Genomic DNA, 18,799 nt, shown 5'->3' on the forward strand with positions numbered 1-18,799 from the left:
CCGGGTTACGCGATTATTGCGCCTTCGCTGTCCACTTCGTCATCCAGCCCAGCGTTTCGGCATACCATTGCAGGCTGTTCTTGGGCTTGAGGATCCAGTGATTCTCGTCCGGGAACATCACCAGCCGCGACGGGATTTCGCGGCGCTGGAGCGCGGTGAAGGCAGCCAGCCCCTGCGTATAGGGGATACGGAAATCCTTCTCGCCGTGGATCACCAGCATCGGCGTCTTCCAAGCCGTCACATGGTTCACCGGGTTCCATTTCTCGAACTCGGCCGGATTCTCGAAATAGGGGCCACCATGCTCCCATTCGTCGAACCACAATTCCTCGGTCTCATAGGCCATGGCACGCGCATCGAACACGCCGGCATGGGTGACGAGGCACTTGAACCCGTCCGGCCACTGGCCGGCGATCCAGTTCATCATATAGCCGCCATAGGAACCACCGAGCGCGCAGCCATTGGCCGTGTCGATCCACGGGAATTTGGCCTGAACGGCGACGACGCCCTTCTTCAGGTCTTCCAGCGGCTTGCCGCCCCAATCCTTGTTGATGCTGTCGGTGAACGCCTGGCCGTAGCCGGTCGAACCATGGAAATCGACGAACACCGCGCCAAAGCCCGCCGATGCCACCACCGCCGGGTTCCAGCGATAGGACCAGGCATTGCCCAGCGTCGATTGCGGCCCGCCATGGACGATATAAGCGAGCGGCACCTTCGCGCCCTTCGCCAGCCCTGCAGGCTTCACGGCATAGGCCCACACGGTATCGCCATTGGCCCCGGCAAAGCTGAACCGGGTGGCTTCCGGCATATCGACGCCGGCTAGCCTGGCGGCGTTGACGGCCGTCAGCTTAGTCGACTTGCCATATTCGTCCATCGCGAACAGGTCCGTCGGCGCGGTCACGCTGTCGAGCGCATAGACCACGCCATTGCCATTGATCGCGACACCGGCGACCGATCCGTCGCCGGTCAGCCGGCGCACCTTGCCGCCGGCGAGGTCGATCTGGAAGATCGGTTTGTCGAAATGGTCGCGCGCGGTGACGAACAGGCTGGCCGAATTGGGCGCCCAGGCGATCGATTCGACCGAACGGTCCCACCCCTCGGTCAGCACCGTCACCTTGCCAGTCGCGATTTCGCGCAGGTGGACAACCATCCGATCGGCCTCATAGCCGGCCCGCGCCATCGCCGCCCAGGCCAGCCATTTGCCGTCGGGCGAAACGGCGGGAAGATTGTCGGTGCCCTTATTGCCCGCCGTCAGGTTGGTGGGTTTGGTCGATCCGTCCGCAGGCACGCTGAAAATGTCGAGATTGGTCGACAGCGATTCGATGCGGCCAGCTTCGCGCAGCGCGAAATAGACGGTCTTGCCGTCGGGCGCCCAGGCCACCTCCTCAGCCCCGCCATATGGCTTGGACGGGCTGTCGCCGACAAGGCCGCCCATCAGCGATACGCCATCGCCCGTGGCCTTGCCATTGGCCAACGGCAGCACGAACAATTGCGCCCGCGTGCCATCGGCCCATGTATCCCAATGACGCACGAAAAGCTGGTCATAGGTGCGGCCCGACCCGGCATTCGCATCCTTCTTGGCCATCGCCGGTTCAAGCGAGGGCGCGCCTGGCAGCTTGTCGGCCCACACCAGCAGGCTGCTGCCCGTGGGCGAAAGCTGGAACCCGGAAATCCCCCGGTCGCCGCTCGTCACCTGTTCGGGCGCGGCCGCCCCCGGCGCCAGCCGCCACACCTCGCTCGCGCCCGACTTGTCGGACATGAACCAGAGCGAGCCATCGGCGGCGAAGGCCGGCGCGCTCTCGTTCACCGCCGGATCGGCCAGCAACCGTTCGGGCTGCGCCTTCTTCGCCTTCAGGTCGATCCGCCACAGGTCCGTCCGGCCCTTATTGGCGGCAAGGTCGGTCTCGCGCTGCTGCCACACCGCCCAGCGGCCGTCAGGCGAAACCACCGGATCGGACAGGCGCGAAAGACCCACCAGATCCTGCGCGGTGAGCGGACGGGCGGCGGCGGGAGTGGCGGCCACGGCGAAGGCGAGCGCGGCAAGGCTCGCAGCAGAGAGCTTCTTCATGGGTGCCGGGAATAGGGCAGAACGGCCGGACCGGGCAATGGGGCCGTTTGCCCCCCCTCTCACGCCTCCGCCGGCACCCATTTCACGATATGCGTCGCCGCGAGCACCGCATCACCCGCCTCGTTGACGATCGAAACCGCGCTCGTCATCCGCCCGCGCGCGACGTCCACAGCTTCCACCGCATAACGCACCGTGATCGTCTCACCGATCCGCACCGGCCGCAGGAACCGCACCCGATCGAAACCCAGCGCCAGCGGCACAAAAGCGTCCGATCCGTTCAGGCACGCCTCGCACATCAGGGTCGACGTGCGCGACGTATAGCCGAGCAGCAACAGCCCATGCGCGATCCGCCCGCCGAAAGGCGTGCGCCGCATATAGGCTTCGTCGATATGGTTGCGCGCGAAATCGCCACTGATCCCGGCGAACAGCGATACGTCGCTCTCCGTCACGGTCTTGGCGAACGTCGTCGCCCGCCCGATTTCGATCGCTTCCAGAAAGTCCCGCATTCCTTCTCTCTTGCCCCCTTTGACAAGCGATGCCCATCGGGAGGACGCCCCTCCCGATGGGGTTTCGGCTATGTTCTTATGCCAGTTTCACGCGGCGGCGCTGGGCCTGCGCGGTGCGCATGGCCGTGCCGATCGCGCCGAAGCCGATCAGCATCATCGCCCAGGCCGCCGGCTCGGGAACCGCGGCCGGAACCGGCAGTTCCGTGCCCTGCCAGTCCGTCACATAAGGCTGGTCGTTGATGATCTCGAGCTTGATGATGCCGGTATTGTGCATCCCGTGCGAGAAGGAGAAGCCTGGGCTCACATTCTGCGCGAAATAGGGCATGACGAAACCGATCGCGGCGCCATGGCCCACGATCGCGACCACGCCATCGTCATCCTTGTGGGCGTTGATGATGTCCTGCCACGCCGGCACGACGCGGGCGACCATGTCGTCGAGTGATTCGGCATTGGGCAGATCCGCCTTGGCGGCGGTGTCGCCAGCAGCCCAGCGGCCGATGATGCTGTAATAGTCCACCGTCGCGCCGTTGCCGACGTCGCCGACATACCATTCGTTGGTGCGGGCATCCGCCGTCGGTGTCAGGCCGAAATGAGCCGCCGTCGGCGCGATCGTCTGCGCGGTCCGCTGGTAAGCGCTGGTGTAGATCGTGCGGATGTCATAGCCGGCCAGCTCATCGGCCAGATCAAGCGCCTGCTGCTGCCCCAGTTCGGTGAGCGGCGGATTGAGCATTTCCTCAAGCGTTGTCGCGGTGCCGGCATTCGCCGTGCTTTCCGCGTGGCGGATGAATAGGAAGCTGGCCGCATTGGCGGCAGCGCCCTGCGCCGCCGCGATCAAAAGCGCGGCGATGAGCGTGATTCTCGACATCGACATCCTCTCCGTTTTTCTGGCTTTGGGATGCCATGCGTAAAATATGGTTAATCCGCCTTCAATAATGATTCCGGTGATACCGCCAGACCGACCGAAACGAGCGCCAAGCTGGCAGATCATTTTCAGCTCGGCATCCGACGCCTTCACATTTCGTCTTGGCGATACTTGGCGTCGCGGCGCGCTTTCATCGATCAGGCGATCGCGATCCGGGCTTCGAGCACCGCGAGCCGGGTTTGAAGATCGGCGCGAGCCGTGTCGGTCGCGACGGTGAGCGCCGACAGCGCAAGGCCATAAGCCACGGCGGTTTCCCAGCGGTCGACGTCGATCCGACCTTCCACCCAATCAAGCGTGGCGCCGCCGATCAGATAGACGAAATTGGCGGCGAAGGCGTCGACGCTGACGGTCGCGCGGATCAGCCCTTCCTTGTGCAGATCGGCGACGATCGCACGCCAGAAGGCCGCCCCCGGATCGCTGCCGGGCGGCGTCGGCTCGTCCGGGTCGCTGGCATAGAGCGTGGCGAACAGCGCGCGAAAGAAAGCGGGTTCGGCCGCCAACTCGGCCCCGAACAGGTGAATGGCGTGGAACATACGCGCAAAGGCGTCAGGCGGATCGCTTGCCGCCAGCCGGTCGATCAGTTCCGCGCGCTGCTGTTCGTAAAGCGCCACGAACAGCCGGCGCTTCGTGCCGAACAGATTATAGGGCGTGGCTGGGCTGACGCCCGCCGCATCGGCCAGCCGGCGCATCGCCAGCGGCTCGCGATTGAGCATCGCCCGCGCGGCGGCAAGGATGGCCTGCCGCCGCCGTTCCACCCCCTTGTGCCCCCGCCTCGCCGTCAACACCGCCCCCTGCATCCGCCTGCGCTTCCGCATATCGCGACACGGGCTTGGCATCAAATTATAGCATGATATAAATTGTATCACGGCCGCAGAGCCCCCCGGAAAAGAATGCCAGGAGAGACGCCATGAAGTTTTCGGTCTGCTTCGAAGCCCAGATGGTCGATACGTCGCGCGAATCCGAGCAGCGGACATTTTACGAAGCGGTCGATCAGGCGCTTTATGCCGAGGAAATGGGCTTCGACGGGGTATGGGCGGTCGAGCATCATGCGCTGACCCAATATGCCCATATGTCGGCGCCGGAGACCTTCCTCGCCTTCATCGCGGGGCAGACCAAGCGCATCCGCATCGGCCATGGCGTGATCTGCCTGCCGCCGGCGATGAACCATCCGGTAAAAGTGGCCGAACGCGTCGCCACGCTGGACATATTGTCGCGCGGGCGCGTCAATTTCGGCGTCGGCAAGGGCGGCACCCAGCAGGAAGCCGGCACCTTCGGCTACGACCTCGCCGAACTGCAGCCGATGATCGACGAGAGCATGTATCTGATCCCCAGGATCATGGTCGAGGAGGAGATCGAGCATGACGGGAAATATATCAAAATCCCGCGCCGGCCGATCCACCCCAAGCCCTATCAGCAGCCGCACCCGCCGATGTACATGGCGTGCACGCGCGATGAATCTCTGATCACCGCCGCATCGCGCGGGCTGGGCGGCATGGTGCTGGGCTTCAACACGCCCGAGGATACTGCCCGCCAGAACCGCATCTATCGCGATGCCTTCGCCAATCGCGATCCCGCGAAGCAGGTCGGCTATTTCGCCAATGAATGGCTGTGCGTCGGCTGCCCGACGATCATCAGCGACGATCGCGAAAAGGCGCGGCGGATCGGCCTGCGCGGCCAGCGCTTCTTCGCGCAGGCGATCCACCATTGGTATGGCGGCGGCGGCAAGCCCGAGATCGACGTGGAGGACGCCTCCTCCGCCGAGCATGAAGATGCGTTCCGGCAGGCCGAGGCGATGACCGTCGCCTATCTGAACGAGGCGAAGATCCCCGTCACGCCGGCCGCGACCGACATGTACAATGTCGACCATGCCTATGGCACGCCGCAGGACGCGATCGCCTATCTGGAACGGCTGGAAGAGGCCGGCGCCGACGAAGTGCTGATGCTGATGCAGATGGGCACCGTGCCGCATGAAGCGATCATGGAAACGATCCGCCACATGGGCGAAACGGTGATCCCGCATTTCCGCGCGAAGGAAGCCAAGGTGCAGGCGGCCTGAAGCCGCCCCGCGCAACCGCTGTCGCGTTGCGCATCACTGACGGAAGAAAACAAGGGACAGCCATGCCGCTCAACGCCACATCGTCCGCCATCCTTGCCCATATCAACGCCAGCGCGCCCGACATGAAGGCGATCAGCCCGATCGAGTTCCGTGCCTATAGCGCCCAGATGGTGCAACCGGCCGACCCGGCCGATCGCATCGTCACGACCGACGCGGATGCCGATGGCGTGCCGGTCCGCATCTATCGCCGCGAGGAGGCGGGCGATGCCGAACCGGTGCTCGTCTTCTACCATGGCGGTGGCTACATCGCCTGCGGGATCGAGAGCCATGACCGGCTATGCCACCGCCTCGCGCGCCTTGCCGAATGCGCGATCGTCTCGGTCGATTACCGCCTGGCGCCCGAACATGCCTTTCCTGCGGCGGTGGATGACGCGCTGGCGGCACTGCGCTGGGTGCAGGCCAATGGCACGCGCTATGGGCTCGATACCAGCCGGATCGCGGTGGGTGGCGACAGCGCCGGCGGCACGCTGGCGACGGTTACGGCCGCCCGCGCGCGCGATGAAGGCGGGCCGGCGATCGTCCACCAGCTGATGTTCTATCCCGGCGCGGACATGGTGGAGGACACGCCGTCGCGCCGCGAATTCGCCAAGGGCTATTTCCTCGACGACGATTTTTCCGAACTGTGCATTTCGGCTTATGTGACCAACCCGGCCGATCGCGCGCATCCCTGGGCATCGCCGATCCGCGCGAAGGATCTCACCCGCCTGCCCCCGGCAACCATCATCACCGCCGAATGCGACCCTTTGCGCGACGAAGGCCGCAACTATGCCGAAACCCTGCGTGCGGCGGGCGTTGCCACGGACTACACTGACTATGCCGGCGTCTTCCACGGTTTCGTCAGCATGTTCGGTCTGGTCACCGAAGCCGATCAGGCCGTCGCGCAGGCGGCCGCCGCGCTGAAGAAAGCGTTCGGCACGACATAAGCAAACGACAAAAGCATCAGGAGTGGCGCCATGGCCGATATCGATCTCGTCATCCGCAACGGCATTGTCGTGGATGGCAGCGGCGGTGCGATGCAGGACGCCGATATCGCCATCAGCGGCGGGCGGATCGCGGCCATCGGTAAAAGCCTGCCGCGCGGCAAGGAGGAGGTGGACGCACGCGGCCAGCTCGTCACGCCCGGCTTTGTCGATATCCACACCCATTATGATGGCCAGGTGACGTGGGAAAACCGCCTCGCGCCATCGTCCGCGCATGGCGTGACGACGGCGGTGATGGGCAATTGCGGCATCGGCTTCGCCCCGTGCCGGCCGCAGGATCGGGCCGATCTGATCCGGCTGATGGAAGGCGTGGAGGATCTGCCCGAGGTGGTGCTCTCCGCCGGACTGCCCTGGGCGTGGGAAAGCTTTCCCGATTATCTCGATTTCGTGGGATCGCGGCAGTTCGATACCGATGTCTGCGCGCAGCTGCCCCATGCGGCGCTCCGCGTCTTCGCCATGGGCCGCCGCGCGATCGACCGCGAACAGGCGACGGCGGACGACCGCGCGACGATGGCGCGGCTGGCGAAGGAAGCCGTGGAAGCCGGCGCGATCGGCTTCGGCACATCGCGCACGATCAACCACCGGGCGAGCGACGGCACATTGGTCTACACGCTCGATGCGGCGGAGGAGGAACTGGCCGCGATCGGCGAGGCGCTGGGCGCAGCCGGCAAGGGCGTGCTGCAAGTGGTGTCCGATTTCGACGATCCGGAACGCGAACTGGGCATGCTGCGCCGCGTGGTCGAACGCGCCGGCCGGCCGCTTTCGGTATCGCTGGGCCAGATCCACGCGACGCCCGATCGCTGGCGGGAAGTGCTCGACTGGATCGAAGGCTGCAATGCCGACGGGCTGGAGGTGCGCGCGCAGGTCAGCGGCCGGCCGGTGGGCATGCTGCTCGGCTACGAACTCAGCTACCACCCGTTCAGCTACACGCCGACGTGGAAATCGCTACTCGGCCTGCCGGTGGAACAGCGGCTGGTGGCGCTGCGTGATGCCGCGATCCGTGCGGCGATCACCAGCGAAACGCCCGATGCCGGCGATTTCATCGGTGCCGATTTCATTCGCCAGTTCCAGTTGATGTATCCGCTGGGCGCGCCGGTGAATTACGAATTCGCGCCGGGCAGCAACGTCGCCAGCCGGGCAGCGAAGCTGGGCCTCACGCCCGCCGAACATGCTTATGATCTGATGCTGGAGGAAGGCGGCCGCGCGGTGCTGATGCTGCCGACCACCAATTTCGGCGGGGAATCGCTGGCCGCCGCCGAAGCGATGCTGCGCCACCCCAATACCGTCTATGGGCTGGGCGACGGCGGCGCGCATCTCGGTTTCCTGTGTGACGCAAGCCTGCCCACTTACATGCTCCAGCATTGGGCGCGCGACCGGACGGCGGGTGCGAAGCTACCGCTGGAACAGGTGATCGCCGGCCTGTCCGCCCGCCCCGCCGCCGCCGTCGGCCTCCACGATCGCGGGCTCATCCGCCCCGGCTATCGCGCAGACATCAACATCATCGATTTCGACCGGCTCGCCCTCCACTCGCCGCGCATCGCTTATGATCTGCCCGAAGGCGGCAAAAGACTGACGCAGGCGGCCGAAGGCTATCGCGCAACGATCCTGAACGGCGTGACCGTACAACGCGACGGCACCCCCACCGGCGCGCTACCAGGCCGACTCGTGCGCGGCGCACAGCGCGCTGCGGCATAAGGCGCCACCAACCTCCCGCGTTTGTCCGCAGCCGAGGCCCTCCGCCCAATAGCTGCCTGTCAGGACACGCCGACATTGAGGACGTTGGTGTGCGGCTTTGCTGTTCCCGATTGCGGACCTTCCCAAGCAGCGGCACACTCGAATGATTGGCGAGCAAGACTCAACGGTCAAATTTATATAAGGACTTTGGATGAGTTGGGTGTTCAATCGGCGCGGACCAACTACGAATCCCGAAAAAGATTTAACGATCCGCGACGTTTCGGGGGGCTGCCGCGACGATTTCAGCCACGCGGGCATCCGGCTCAGCGATCACCAGATCATCTTTCGTTTTGCACTGGGGCGTCCTTGTTCCCGCGCACTAACTCCTGAAGAACGTGCCGCACACCCGCATTCCGATTTTGCCTTCGTTTATCAGATAGCGGGGCGCGACCTCACACTTGATCAAAGGCAATCCATACAAGAATGGCTTCAAACGCAAGAAGATGGGTGGGTGGCTGTCGCGCGCTCAGCAGGCAAGGAACGGAAGCACTATACGATGCTCTTGCGGTCCGTCGATTATATTGAAGGATACTGAGCGAACGCCCCCCTCCAGTCGAGATGGTTTTGAAGCGAGATCACCGTTCGAACCTTAAGGTGGCATAGAGTAAGTCCCCGGCTGCCCCCCCCGACTTTGCTGTCATCCAGCGGCGGGGCTAGGCCTCCGGTTTTCCGACCGTCAGCTTTCCGAGATCGGACAGGCAGGTATCGGCCGGCGATTTCTACCTTTGTCGCGACACTCGCACTTCGCGGTCGTCGTCTACTGAACTTCCACCTGCGTCACCCCGGACTTGTTCCGGGGTCCACCGTACAGCACACATCACCATTGATGATCGAGCGGGACAATCCGGCATGGAATGACCTGGCGGTGTCTTTCGGGTTGGAGCCGCTGGGGGCATCGCCTGCGTGACGGTGGACCCCGGAACAAGTCCGGGGTGACGAAACAAAGATGGTCCGCTCCCTCCGACTTAGCTGCATACTGAAACCGTCGAATGCTCCCCCAAAAGCTGGCGGCCGTTAGCGATCAACATCTATCGACCCGGCCACAGAACGCGCAGGCTTGACCAATCGCGTCGCGCGGTCGAGCTTCCGGGTCCGAAACGATAGAGGAGACCCGCTGATGATCGGCCGTTCCACCGCCACCGCGCTTGCGCTTCTGCTCGTTCTTTCCGCGTGCGGCAGCAAGGACGAACAGGAAACCAAGATCGGTGATGCGACCTACAAGGTTTCCGAAGCCGACGGCAAAAGCACGCTGACGGTCGAAACCAAGGACGGCAAGGCGCAGATCGTCAGCGGCGAAGGTGCGGCGGCCCTGCCCGCCGGGCTTGCCCTCTATCCCGGCGCCACCGTCGTCAGCAGCACGCGCATCACCGGCGACGGCGCCGAAAAGGGCGGCACGCTGCTGAGCTTCGAAACGGCGGATGCCACCGGCCAGGTCGTCGCCTTCTACAAGGACGCCGCGCAGAAAGCGGGCTACAAGATCGAAGGCGAGATGAAGATGGGCGAAATGGAGATGCTGACGGCCAAGCAAGCCGACGAAGCCGGCTTCACGCTCACCGCCAATCGCGAAGAAGGCAAGACCACGGTCAGCTTGATCGGCGGCGCCGGCAGCAATTGAACCGACCGGGGCCATCCCCGGCCGGTCCCGGTTTCCGCCAGCCCGCGTTTCGCGCGATCGGGAAGCAAATGGCACCACCATCCGCCGTCCCGGAAATCGCTGTATGACGAAATCATGGAGCGGCTGATCCGATGCCATCGCATCGGAAGCCGCTCCAGCGCGCTACCGCAGGGGCAGTTCAGGCCGCTGCGGCCATGCCTTCCAGCGCAGCGCGCACGGCGGCCACGGCATCGGCTGCCTTGGCGCCATCGGGGCCACCGCCCTGCGCCATATCGGGCCGGCCACCGCCGCCCTGCCCGCCCAGCGCCGCCACGGCTGCCTTGACGAGATCGACGGCGCTCACTTCGCCCTTCAGATCGTCGGTGACGCCGACCGCGACCGAGCCGCGCCCTTCATTGACCGCCACGAGCACCGCCACGCCCGAACCCAGGCGCTGCTTGGCTTCGTCGACCAGCCCGCGCAGGCCCTTGGGGTCGAGCCCTTCGATCACCTGGCCGATGAAGGCGCGGCCACCGACCTGTTCGGGGCCGGCATCGTCCGCTTTGGCTCCGCCGCCGCTGCCCGCCAGCGCGAGCGCCTTCTTGGCATCGGCCAGTTCGCGTTCCAGCCGCTTGCGTTCCTCGACCAGCGCCAGCACGCGCGCCGGCACCTCCTCCGGCGCGGTCTTCAGCGCGGACGCGGCTTCCTTCAGCCGATCCTCACGCCCGGTGAGCCACGTGCGCGCGGCTTCGCCGGTCAGCGCCTCGATCCGGCGAACGCCGGACGAAACCGCGCTTTCCGAAACAATCTTGAACAAGGCGATGTCGCCCAGCGCGGCGACATGGGTGCCACCGCACAATTCCACCGAATAGGATGCGTTGTCGGCCACGCCCATCGAAAGGACGCGCACCTCGTCGCCATATTTCTCGCCAAACAGCGCCATCGCGCCCGCAGCGATCGCGTCGTCGGGCGTCATCAGCCGGGTTGACACGTCCTGATTATCGCGGATGTGGCGGTTCACCTCGGCCTCGATCTCCGCAATCTCCTGCGGCCCAAGCGCCTTGGGGTGCGAGAAATCGAAACGGAAACGATCCGCCGCGACCAGGCTGCCCTTCTGCGTCACATGGCCGCCCAGATGCTTGCGCAGCGCCGCGTGCAGCAGGTGCGTGGCCGAATGGTTGGCGCGGACGCGGGCGCGATATTCCACGTCGATCGCCAGCTGCACGGCATCGCCGACATTGATCTCGCCGCCTTCGACCACCGCCTTGTGCGCGTGGATGCGGCCCAGCGGCTTGGCGGTATCGGTGACGGTGGCGAAGAAGCCGCCATCGCCCTTGATCTCGCCGATGTCGCCCATCTGGCCGCCGCTTTCGCCATAGAAAGGCGTCTGGTTGGTGACGATCATCACCTCGTCGCCGGTCTGCGCGGATTTCACCCGCTCGCCATCGCGAACGATAGCGATAACCGTCGCTTCGCCGCTATTGCTCACATAACCCGTGAACTCGGTGCCGCCGGCTTCCTCGGCAATGTCGAACCACACCTCGTCCGACGCCTTTTCGCCAGAACCCTTCCAGGCGGCGCGGGCGGCGGCCTTTTGTTCGGCCATCGCCGCGTCGAAACCGGCGCGATCGACGCCATAGCCCTGCGCGCGCAGCGCGTCCTCGGTCAGATCGTAAGGGAAGCCAAAAGTGTCATAGAGCTTGAACGCCACGGCGCCCGACAGCGTCTCGCCCGCCTGCATCGTGCCCGTCGCCTCGTCCAGCAGCTTCAGGCCGTTGGCCAGCGTCTGGCGGAAACGGGTTTCTTCCTGCTTCAGCGTTTCTTCGATCAGCGGCTGCGCGCGGACGAGTTCGGGATAGGCCGCGCCCATTTCCGCGACGAGCGCGGGGACCAGCCGATACATCAGCGGTTCGGCCGCACCGAGCAGATGGGCGTGGCGCATCGCGCGGCGCATGATGCGGCGAAGCACATAGCCGCGCCCCTCATTGGCCGGCAGCACGCCATCCGCCACCAGGAAGCCCGACGAGCGGAGATGATCGGCGATCACCCGGTGCGACGCCTTCATCGCGCCGGCCGTGTCGCTCTTGGTCAGTTCGCCCGACGCCGCGATCAGCGCCTTGAAGGTGTCGGTATCGTAATTGTCGTGCACGCCCTGCAGCACGGCGGCTACGCGTTCCAGCCCCATGCCGGTGTCGATCGAGGGGCGCGGCAGGTTGACGCGTTCTTCCTTCGTCAGCTGCTCATATTGCATGAAGACGAGGTTCCAGATCTCGACGAAGCGGTCGCCATCCTCTTCGGGGCTGCCCGGAGGGCCGCCATAGATGTGCTCGCCATGATCGTAAAAGATCTCGGAACAGGGGCCGCAGGGGCCGGTATCGCCCATCGACCAGAAATTGTCGGAGGTCGGGATGCGGATGATGCGCTGGTCGGGCAGCCCGGCGATCTTCTTCCACAGATCGAACGCCTCGTCGTCCGTGTGGTAGACGGTGACGGTCAGCTTATCCTTGGGCAGGCCCCATTCGCGCGTCAGCAGGTTCCAGGCGAGCCCGATCGCCCCTTCCTTGAAATAATCGCCGAAGGAAAAATTCCCCAGCATTTCAAAGAAGGTGTGGTGACGCGCGGTATAACCCACATTGTCCAGATCATTATGCTTGCCGCCCGCGCGGACGCATTTCTGCGACGAGGTGGCGGTGGAATAAGGCCGCGATTCCAGGCCGGTGAACACGTTCTTGAACGGCACCATGCCGGCATTGGTAAACATCAACGTCGGATCGTTGTGCGGCACCAGCGGAGATGACGGCACGATCTGGTGCCCCTCGCCACCGAAGTAGTCGAGGAAGGAGCGGCGGATGTCGTTGGTCGATGTCATGGCCGCGACTTAGTGGAGCACGGCCCGCATCTCAAGCGGAGTCGCGCCTCAGCATGAATGCAGGCTGACGAAACAGGCGCCGCCACGGTTCATCGGTCCCAATAAAATGCAGTGTCACCCCGGCAGCGGCACCAACTGGCGGTTCGGCGATTCGCGGTTTGCCGCCCTTTCGGCATCACCCCGCTCAGGGCGCCACACAGCCGAACTGGCTTTCCAGCGTCCGCAGGCGTTCGGGCGGCAATTGCGCCGCCATGCCCTTGTCGATGAAGCTCTGCTCCTCGCGGACGATGCGGAAGCTGCCATCCTGTTCCTGATGCCACATCAGATAGCCGCAATGCAGGTGGATATTGGGAAACTGGCTGCGGAAATCGGCGGCGACATACAGGCCGGGCGCCGGCGCGTCCGGCGGATCGCGATACCAGGTCAGGCGCACCACGCGGCGCTCGGCAGCCTTGCCGGATTCGGCATTGAAGCGCGCGGCTTCGGACGCGAACAGATCGGGCTTCAGATAGCTCTGCATCGACGGGCCGATCAGCGCATAGGCCCGATCGAACCGGCCGCCATCCTTGGCGGCGAAATAGGCGTAGCTCGCGTCCGTCACCTGTTGCTGGACGGCTTCGTCGGGGATGGCATTGCCCGCCTGTGCCGGCAGCGCGGCCCCCGCCAGCAGCATCAACCATTCAAGCATAAGCGTAGGGGCCTCCCACGGCGAGCGCGCGGCCATAAGCGGGGCGCGCATGGAGACGTTCCAGCCAGTCGATCAGATGCGGGCGGCTGGCGCCCAGCCCGCCGCGATGGCGCGATGCCTCGATCGGAAAGCTCATCATCACGTCAGCGGCGGTGAAGCTGTCGCAGGCGAACCAGGGCCGCGTCGCCAGTTCGCTATTCAGCCAGTCGAGATGCTGGTCCAGCATCCCCTGCACCGGCTTCAGCGCCGGCTTGCCGAGAATGCCGAGCCTGCCGATCACCAGCAGCGCGAACAGCGGCGGCATCATCGAACCTTCGGCATAATGCAGGAAGTGGCGATAGCGCAGGCAGGCATCGCGATTGCCGGGAGGCCCAAGCCGGCCATCACCCTTTTCCACCAGATATTCCACGATCGCGCCGGTTTCCGCGATCACGCGGCCCTCATCCTCGATCACCGGCGCCTTGCCGAGCGGATGGACGCGCTTCAGTTCGGGCGGGGCCAGCATCGTCTTGCGGTCGCGCTCATAGCGGACGACCTCATAAGGCAGCTCAAGCTCCTCCAGCAGCCAGAGCACGCGCTGCGACCGCGAATTTTCGAGATGATGGACGATGATCGTCATGGCCACCGGCTCCCTGCGAACGGGCCACAGAAATGCCTGTGGAACGCACGGGAAGCGAGGGATTTTTTATCGCGCCCCGCCGCCCCGGATCGCTCCGGGGCGGCGGATGCCCGATCATTCCGCCGTCTTTTTCTTGGCGGGGGCCTTCTTCGCGGCAGGCTTCTTTTCGGCCGCCGGTTTCTTCGCCGCAGCCGGTTTCTTGGCGGCGGCCGCCTTTTTCGGCGCGGCCTTCTTCTTGCCCTTGGCCGGCCCCTTGGCCGCGCGTTCGGCCAGCAACTGCACCGCCGCTTCCAGCGTCAGCGCCGATGGGTCCATGCTCTTGGGCAGCGTCGCGTTGGTCGTGCCGTCGGTGACATAGGGGCCGAAACGCCCCTCCATCAGCTTCACCTCGGCGCCCGTTTCCGGGTTCGGGCCGAACACCTGCAGCGGTTCGCGCGCGCCGCCGCGTGCCCGCCCGCCGCCGGCTGCCGCCTCGGCCAGCTTCACCACGGCCGCGTTCATGCCCGTTTCGAACACATCGTTGGTCGATGTCAGCCGCGCATATTTGCCGTCATGGGCCAGATAGGGGCCATAGCGGCCGATCGACGCGGTGATCGGCTTGCCCGTTTCCGGGTGCGCGCCCACCTCGCGCGGCAGCGACAGCAGCTTCAGTGCCCAGTCGATGCCGAAATCCTCGCCCGGCACGTCCTTCGGGATCGACGCGCGCTTGGCATCCTTGCCGTCGCCCAGCTGGACATATGGGCCGAATCGGCCGGACCGCTTGGTCACTTCCAGTCCGGTCGCCGGGTCCGCACCCAGATTGACCGGGCCGGCATCGCCGCCATCCTCGCCGCCACCCTTCTGCGCAAAGCGCCGGGTGAACTTGCATTCGGGATAGTTGGAACAGGCGATGAAGGCGCCGAAACGGCCACCGCGCAGGCTCAGCCGGCCGGCATGGCAGGCCGGGCACAGCCGCGGATCGCTGCCATCGCCCTTGTCGGGGAACAGATACGGCCCGAGGAACTCGTCCAACGCCGCCGTCACTTCGGACGGCTTCTGCTCCATCACCTCGACGGTCTTGGGCTTGAAATCGCGCCAGAAGGCTTCCAGCACCTTCTGCCATTCCGCCCGGCCGCCGGAAATATCGTCCAGGCTTTCTTCCAGCCCGGCGGTATAATCGTAGCTCACATAACGCTCGAAAAAGCGTTCAAGGAAGCTCGTCACCAGCCGCCCGCTCTCCTCGGGGATGAAGCGGTTCTTTTCTAGCGTCACATATTCGCGATCCTTCAAGGTCTGCAGGATCGACGCATATGTGGAAGGCCGCCCGATGCCGAGCTCCTCCATCTTCTTGACGAGGCTCGCTTCCGAATAACGCGGCGGCGGCTGGGTGAAATGCTGTTCGGCGGTGACGGCCTTCTTGGCCGGCGCATCGCCCTCGCCCATGCGGGGCAGGCGCTTCGAATCCTCATCGCCTTCGTCGTCGCGGCCTTCCTCGTAGAGCGCGAGATAGCCGGGGAAGAGCACGACCTGGCCAGTGGCGCGCAATGCGTGGCGTCCGGTGCCGTCGGTCAGCTCCACCGTCGTCCGCTCCAGCCGGGCAGACGCCATCTGGCTCGCCAACGCACGCTTGAAGATCAGTTCGTAGAGGCGCGCATGATCACCCGAACCAACGCGATCCTTGGAAAAGTCGGTCGGCCGGATCGCTTCGTGGGCTTCCTGCGCGTTCTTCGCCTTGGTCTGATACTGGCGCGGCTTATCCGGCACGTAGGAGCCGTCATAGCGGTTGGCGATGGCGCCACGCGCGGCGGAAATCGCGCTGCCGTCCATCTGCACGCCATCGGTACGCATGTAGGTGATCGCGCCATCCTCGTAGAGATTCTGGGCGACGCGCATGGTGTGGCTGGCCGAAAAGCCGAGCTTGCGGGCGGCTTCCTGCTGCAAGGTGGAGGTGGTGAAGGGCGGCGGCGGGTTGCGGGTAAGCGGCTTGGTTTCGACCGAGGCGACCGCGAAACGGCCAGCCTCGACATCCTTCTTCGCGGCCTCGGCATCGCCCTGGTTGCCGATCGTCAGCCGATCGATTTTCTCGCCCTTCCAGCGCACCAGCCGCGCGGCGAAGGGAACGCCATCCTGCTCCATATCGGCCGCGACCGACCAATATTCCTGCGGCTTGAAGATCTCGATCTCGCGCTCGCGGTCGACGATCAGGCGCAGCGCCACCGATTGCACGCGACCGGCCGATTTCGCGCCCGGCAGCTTGCGCCACAGCACCGGCGAAAGCGTGAAGCCCACCAGATAATCGAGCGCGCGGCGGGCGCGGTAGGCGTCGATCAGATCGACGTCCAGATCGCGCGGCTTGGCCATCGCGTCCAGCACGGCGGGCTTGGTGATCGCGTTGAAGGTCACGCGCTGCACGTCCTGCGGCAGCGCCTTCTTCTTCTTCAGCACCTCCTGCACGTGCCAGCTGATCGCTTCGCCCTCGCGATCAGGGTCGGTCGCGAGGATCAGGGTATCCGCGCCCTTGGCCTCGTCGGCAATCGCCTTCAGCTGGCGCGCCTTGTCGGCATAGGATTCCCATTCCATCGCGAAGCCGTTGTCCGGATCGACCGATCCGTCCTTGGCCGGCAGATCGCGGACATGGCCATAGGAAGCGAGCACGCGGTGGCCCGGGCCCAGATATTTTTCGATGGTCTTTGCCTTGGCGGGCGATTCGACGACGACGAGCTTCATGAGTTCAGGCTATTCCCCACATGTGTACGCGCGAGGGTGGAGAGGCACGCCGCCCTTCGTCAAGCCCGGTTCAGGCGAAGATCTCCTCCATCCGCGGTCCACGGACGCGCAGCATCACATAGATCGCAACCGCCGCATGCCAACCCGCAACCGTAAAAATTGAAGAAACAAGGTTGCCGATCAACGTGATGGCCAGGGCCGGCTCCGCCCCGCCATTGCTGAACACCACGCCGCCGATGATGCCCATCATCGCGATCACGGGCAGGAAAATCACAATCAAGGCGATCAGGATCGGCCAGAAACGCCCCCTGGTTTCCTGCCAGCTGCGCCCCAGGGATTCGATCACGCCGGTTTCCTCGCCGATCAGCACCGGCACGGCCAGCACCCAGCGAACAGCAAGGATCACCCCCGGCACGATCAGCAGGACCATGCCCAGCGTCACGCCGATATTATAGAGGATGCACACGCCCAGGATCGCCCAGAAACGCCGGGTGCGATAACCGTCCGGCATCAGATCGGCATTGGCCAGCAGGCCGGATATGATCGTATATTGGGCGAAGATCATCGCAGCGAGGCCGAGCGCGCTGCCGATCATGGAAGCCACGGCCACCGCAATCGCGGTGATCGCCACCATTTTCACATTGCCGCGCATCAGGTTGAATGTACGCGACAGGATCGCGCCGGCGTCAATGGCCTGCTCGTGCATAAGTCCCCCTCATCGCCGCCCGCCCCCGGGCAGCGACATGCAGCCTAGCGGGCAAGCCCTTGGACGCAAGCGCTTCATACATGCCCCTCCCCGCTTCCGTGATCCGTCGCCACGGGCTATGCGTGGCCGCGTGCAACTGGTCACGCCTCGCCTCACGCTCCGTCGTGCCCAATGGGATGATCGCGATGCGCTTCACGTCATCCTGTCGGATGCCCGCGCCATGCTCTATTGGTCGACGCCGCCGCATGATGCCCGCGAACAGACCGAGGAATGGCTCGCCGCGATGATCGCGGCACCGCCCGATCTCAGCGACGATTTCATCATCGTCCGCGACGGGCAGGTCATCGGCAAGGCCGGCGCATGGCGGCTCCCCGAAATCGGCTATCTGCTCCACCCCGATCATTGGGGCCAGGGCCTTGCGCGCGAAGCATTGGCCGCGTTCATCGCCCATACCTTCCGGCGCCCCGGCGTCCCGCGCCTCACTGCCGATGTCGATCCGCGCAACGCCGCGTCGCTGCGCCTGCTCGCCCGGCTGGGGTTTCACGAAACCGGCCGCGCCGAACGCACCTGGCACACCCATATCGGCTGGTGCGACAGCATCTACCTGGCGCTCGACGCCGATGATTGGAACCATGCCCCCTAAGCCGCATTGAGCCCCTTATCGTCCGTCAGGGAGGGTTCCGATGTCCGTACCCAGCAAGGCCGAACGCAGCCTGCTCAGCCATGAAGACCATGAAATCGTCGCCAAGACGCATCATCCGTCGATCTACGAACTGAGCCGCGATGAACTGCATGATCTGCGCAAACGGCTGCGCGATCTGCGCGATCGCGAACGCACGCTCGTCCGCCAGAAGATCCGCGAAATTCGCGGCAAGGTGGAAGAACGCGGCGGCAGCTTTCCCGGAACCGCGGAACATCCCGCCAAGCGCAAACAGGTCTTCGCCAACGCGCTGAAGCGCCTCAACCGCGAATTCAGCCGCATCAGGAAAATCGACGCGCGGCAGGCGCTTACCGATGCCGCGCAACGCGCGCTCGCCTTCCGCAAGGCGGGTGAGGAGATCCTCAACCGCCCAACCAACACGCCCACCGCATCCAAGGGCGCGAAGGCCAAGCCCAGCAAGCGCAGCCGCAGCCATGTGCCGGGCAGTCAGGTCGGCAGCGTATCGCAGGCGACCAAGAAGGCGCAGGCCGCGAAGGACAAGCGCGCCGCCGCCAAGGCTTGACCCTCGCGCCTTGCGTCCTAAATAGGCGCCGAGCGAGGCCACGTCCTCCCCCATCTTTCCAACATGGGTAC

General features: G+C 65.0%; 16 protein-coding genes. 7 read left to right on the forward strand and 9 right to left on the reverse strand.

Annotated features, from left to right (window positions below; genetic code table 11):
• Positions 1-13: 13 nt before the first annotated feature.
• The 4 genes from CHB74_RS01305 to CHB74_RS01320 form a co-directional block, all read right to left on the reverse strand.
• A complete protein-coding gene (locus CHB74_RS01305) occupies positions 14-2,065 on the reverse strand; it encodes a S9 family peptidase (RefSeq protein WP_089217780.1) in 2,052 nt (683 codons plus the stop codon).
• Positions 2,066-2,124: 59 nt separating this feature from the next.
• Positions 2,125-2,571 carry a MaoC family dehydratase gene (locus CHB74_RS01310; RefSeq protein WP_089217781.1) on the reverse strand — a complete coding sequence of 149 codons (447 nt, stop codon included), beginning with the start codon at positions 2,569-2,571 and terminating at the stop codon, positions 2,125-2,127.
• 76 nt (positions 2,572-2,647) lie between these two features.
• Positions 2,648-3,436, reverse strand: a complete 789-nt coding sequence (locus CHB74_RS22330; RefSeq protein ID WP_179220659.1) for a histidine phosphatase family protein — start codon at positions 3,434-3,436, stop codon at positions 2,648-2,650.
• 194 nt (positions 3,437-3,630) lie between these two features.
• Positions 3,631-4,308, reverse strand: a complete 678-nt coding sequence (locus tag CHB74_RS01320; protein WP_218821356.1) for a TetR/AcrR family transcriptional regulator — start codon at positions 4,306-4,308, stop codon at positions 3,631-3,633.
• A 92-nt stretch (positions 4,309-4,400) separates the two neighbouring features.
• Between CHB74_RS01320 and CHB74_RS01325 the strand changes: the two genes are divergently transcribed.
• The 5 genes from CHB74_RS01325 (at position 4,401) to CHB74_RS01340 (ending at position 9,938) form a co-directional block, all read left to right on the forward strand.
• Positions 4,401-5,549, forward strand: a complete 1,149-nt coding sequence (locus CHB74_RS01325; protein WP_089217784.1) for an LLM class flavin-dependent oxidoreductase — start codon at positions 4,401-4,403, stop codon at positions 5,547-5,549.
• A 62-nt stretch (positions 5,550-5,611) separates the two neighbouring features.
• Complete coding sequence (locus tag CHB74_RS01330; protein ID WP_089217785.1) at positions 5,612-6,532, forward strand: alpha/beta hydrolase; 921 nt, start codon at positions 5,612-5,614, stop codon at positions 6,530-6,532.
• A gap of 30 nt (positions 6,533-6,562) precedes the next feature.
• Entirely contained in the window at positions 6,563-8,284 is a 1,722-nt protein-coding gene (locus tag CHB74_RS01335; RefSeq protein ID WP_089217786.1) for an N-acyl-D-amino-acid deacylase family protein, read from the forward strand.
• Between the two features lie 190 nt (positions 8,285-8,474).
• Positions 8,475-8,858 (forward strand): hypothetical protein, encoded by a 384-nt coding sequence (locus tag CHB74_RS21490; RefSeq protein ID WP_144033680.1) that lies wholly within the window; start codon positions 8,475-8,477, stop codon positions 8,856-8,858.
• Between the two features lie 582 nt (positions 8,859-9,440).
• Entirely contained in the window at positions 9,441-9,938 is a 498-nt protein-coding gene (locus tag CHB74_RS01340) for a hypothetical protein (RefSeq protein WP_089217787.1), read from the forward strand.
• Positions 9,939-10,116: 178 nt separating this feature from the next.
• Here the strand turns inward: CHB74_RS01340 and alaS are convergent, their stop codons facing one another.
• The 5 genes from alaS to CHB74_RS01365 all read right to left on the reverse strand — a co-directional run bounded on the left by alaS (position 10,117) and on the right by CHB74_RS01365 (position 17,505).
• Positions 10,117-12,786, reverse strand: a complete 2,670-nt coding sequence (gene alaS, locus CHB74_RS01345; protein ID WP_089217788.1) for an alanine--tRNA ligase — start codon at positions 12,784-12,786, stop codon at positions 10,117-10,119.
• Between the two features lie 184 nt (positions 12,787-12,970).
• The gene (locus CHB74_RS01350) at positions 12,971-13,474 is read right to left on the reverse strand and encodes a DUF4019 domain-containing protein (protein WP_089217789.1); all 504 of its coding nucleotides are present in this window, start codon (positions 13,472-13,474) and stop codon (positions 12,971-12,973) included.
• Positions 13,467-14,093 carry a glutathione S-transferase family protein gene (locus tag CHB74_RS01355; RefSeq protein ID WP_089217790.1) on the reverse strand — a complete coding sequence of 209 codons (627 nt, stop codon included), beginning with the start codon at positions 14,091-14,093 and terminating at the stop codon, positions 13,467-13,469. The genes CHB74_RS01350 and CHB74_RS01355 overlap by 8 nt, the downstream gene beginning before the upstream one ends.
• A 114-nt stretch (positions 14,094-14,207) precedes the next feature.
• Complete coding sequence (gene topA / locus CHB74_RS01360) at positions 14,208-16,799, reverse strand: type I DNA topoisomerase (RefSeq protein ID WP_089217791.1); 2,592 nt, start codon at positions 16,797-16,799, stop codon at positions 14,208-14,210.
• Between the two features lie 70 nt (positions 16,800-16,869).
• Complete coding sequence (locus CHB74_RS01365; protein ID WP_089217792.1) at positions 16,870-17,505, reverse strand: glycerophosphoryl diester phosphodiesterase membrane domain-containing protein; 636 nt, start codon at positions 17,503-17,505, stop codon at positions 16,870-16,872.
• 118 nt (positions 17,506-17,623) lie between these two features.
• Between CHB74_RS01365 and CHB74_RS01370 the strand changes: the two genes are divergently transcribed.
• Together CHB74_RS01370 and CHB74_RS01375 are read left to right on the forward strand one after the other, a co-directional pair.
• The gene (locus CHB74_RS01370) at positions 17,624-18,148 is read left to right on the forward strand and encodes a GNAT family N-acetyltransferase (protein WP_179220661.1); all 525 of its coding nucleotides are present in this window, start codon (positions 17,624-17,626) and stop codon (positions 18,146-18,148) included.
• A 40-nt stretch (positions 18,149-18,188) separates the two neighbouring features.
• On the forward strand, positions 18,189-18,728 hold the full coding sequence (locus CHB74_RS01375) for a hypothetical protein (RefSeq protein ID WP_089217793.1): 540 nt from the start codon (positions 18,189-18,191) through the stop codon (positions 18,726-18,728).
• Positions 18,729-18,799: the final 71 nt, after the last annotated feature.

Source organism: Edaphosphingomonas laterariae (assembly GCF_900188165.1).
Classification (GTDB): domain Bacteria; phylum Pseudomonadota; class Alphaproteobacteria; order Sphingomonadales; family Sphingomonadaceae; genus Sphingomonas_E; species Sphingomonas_E laterariae.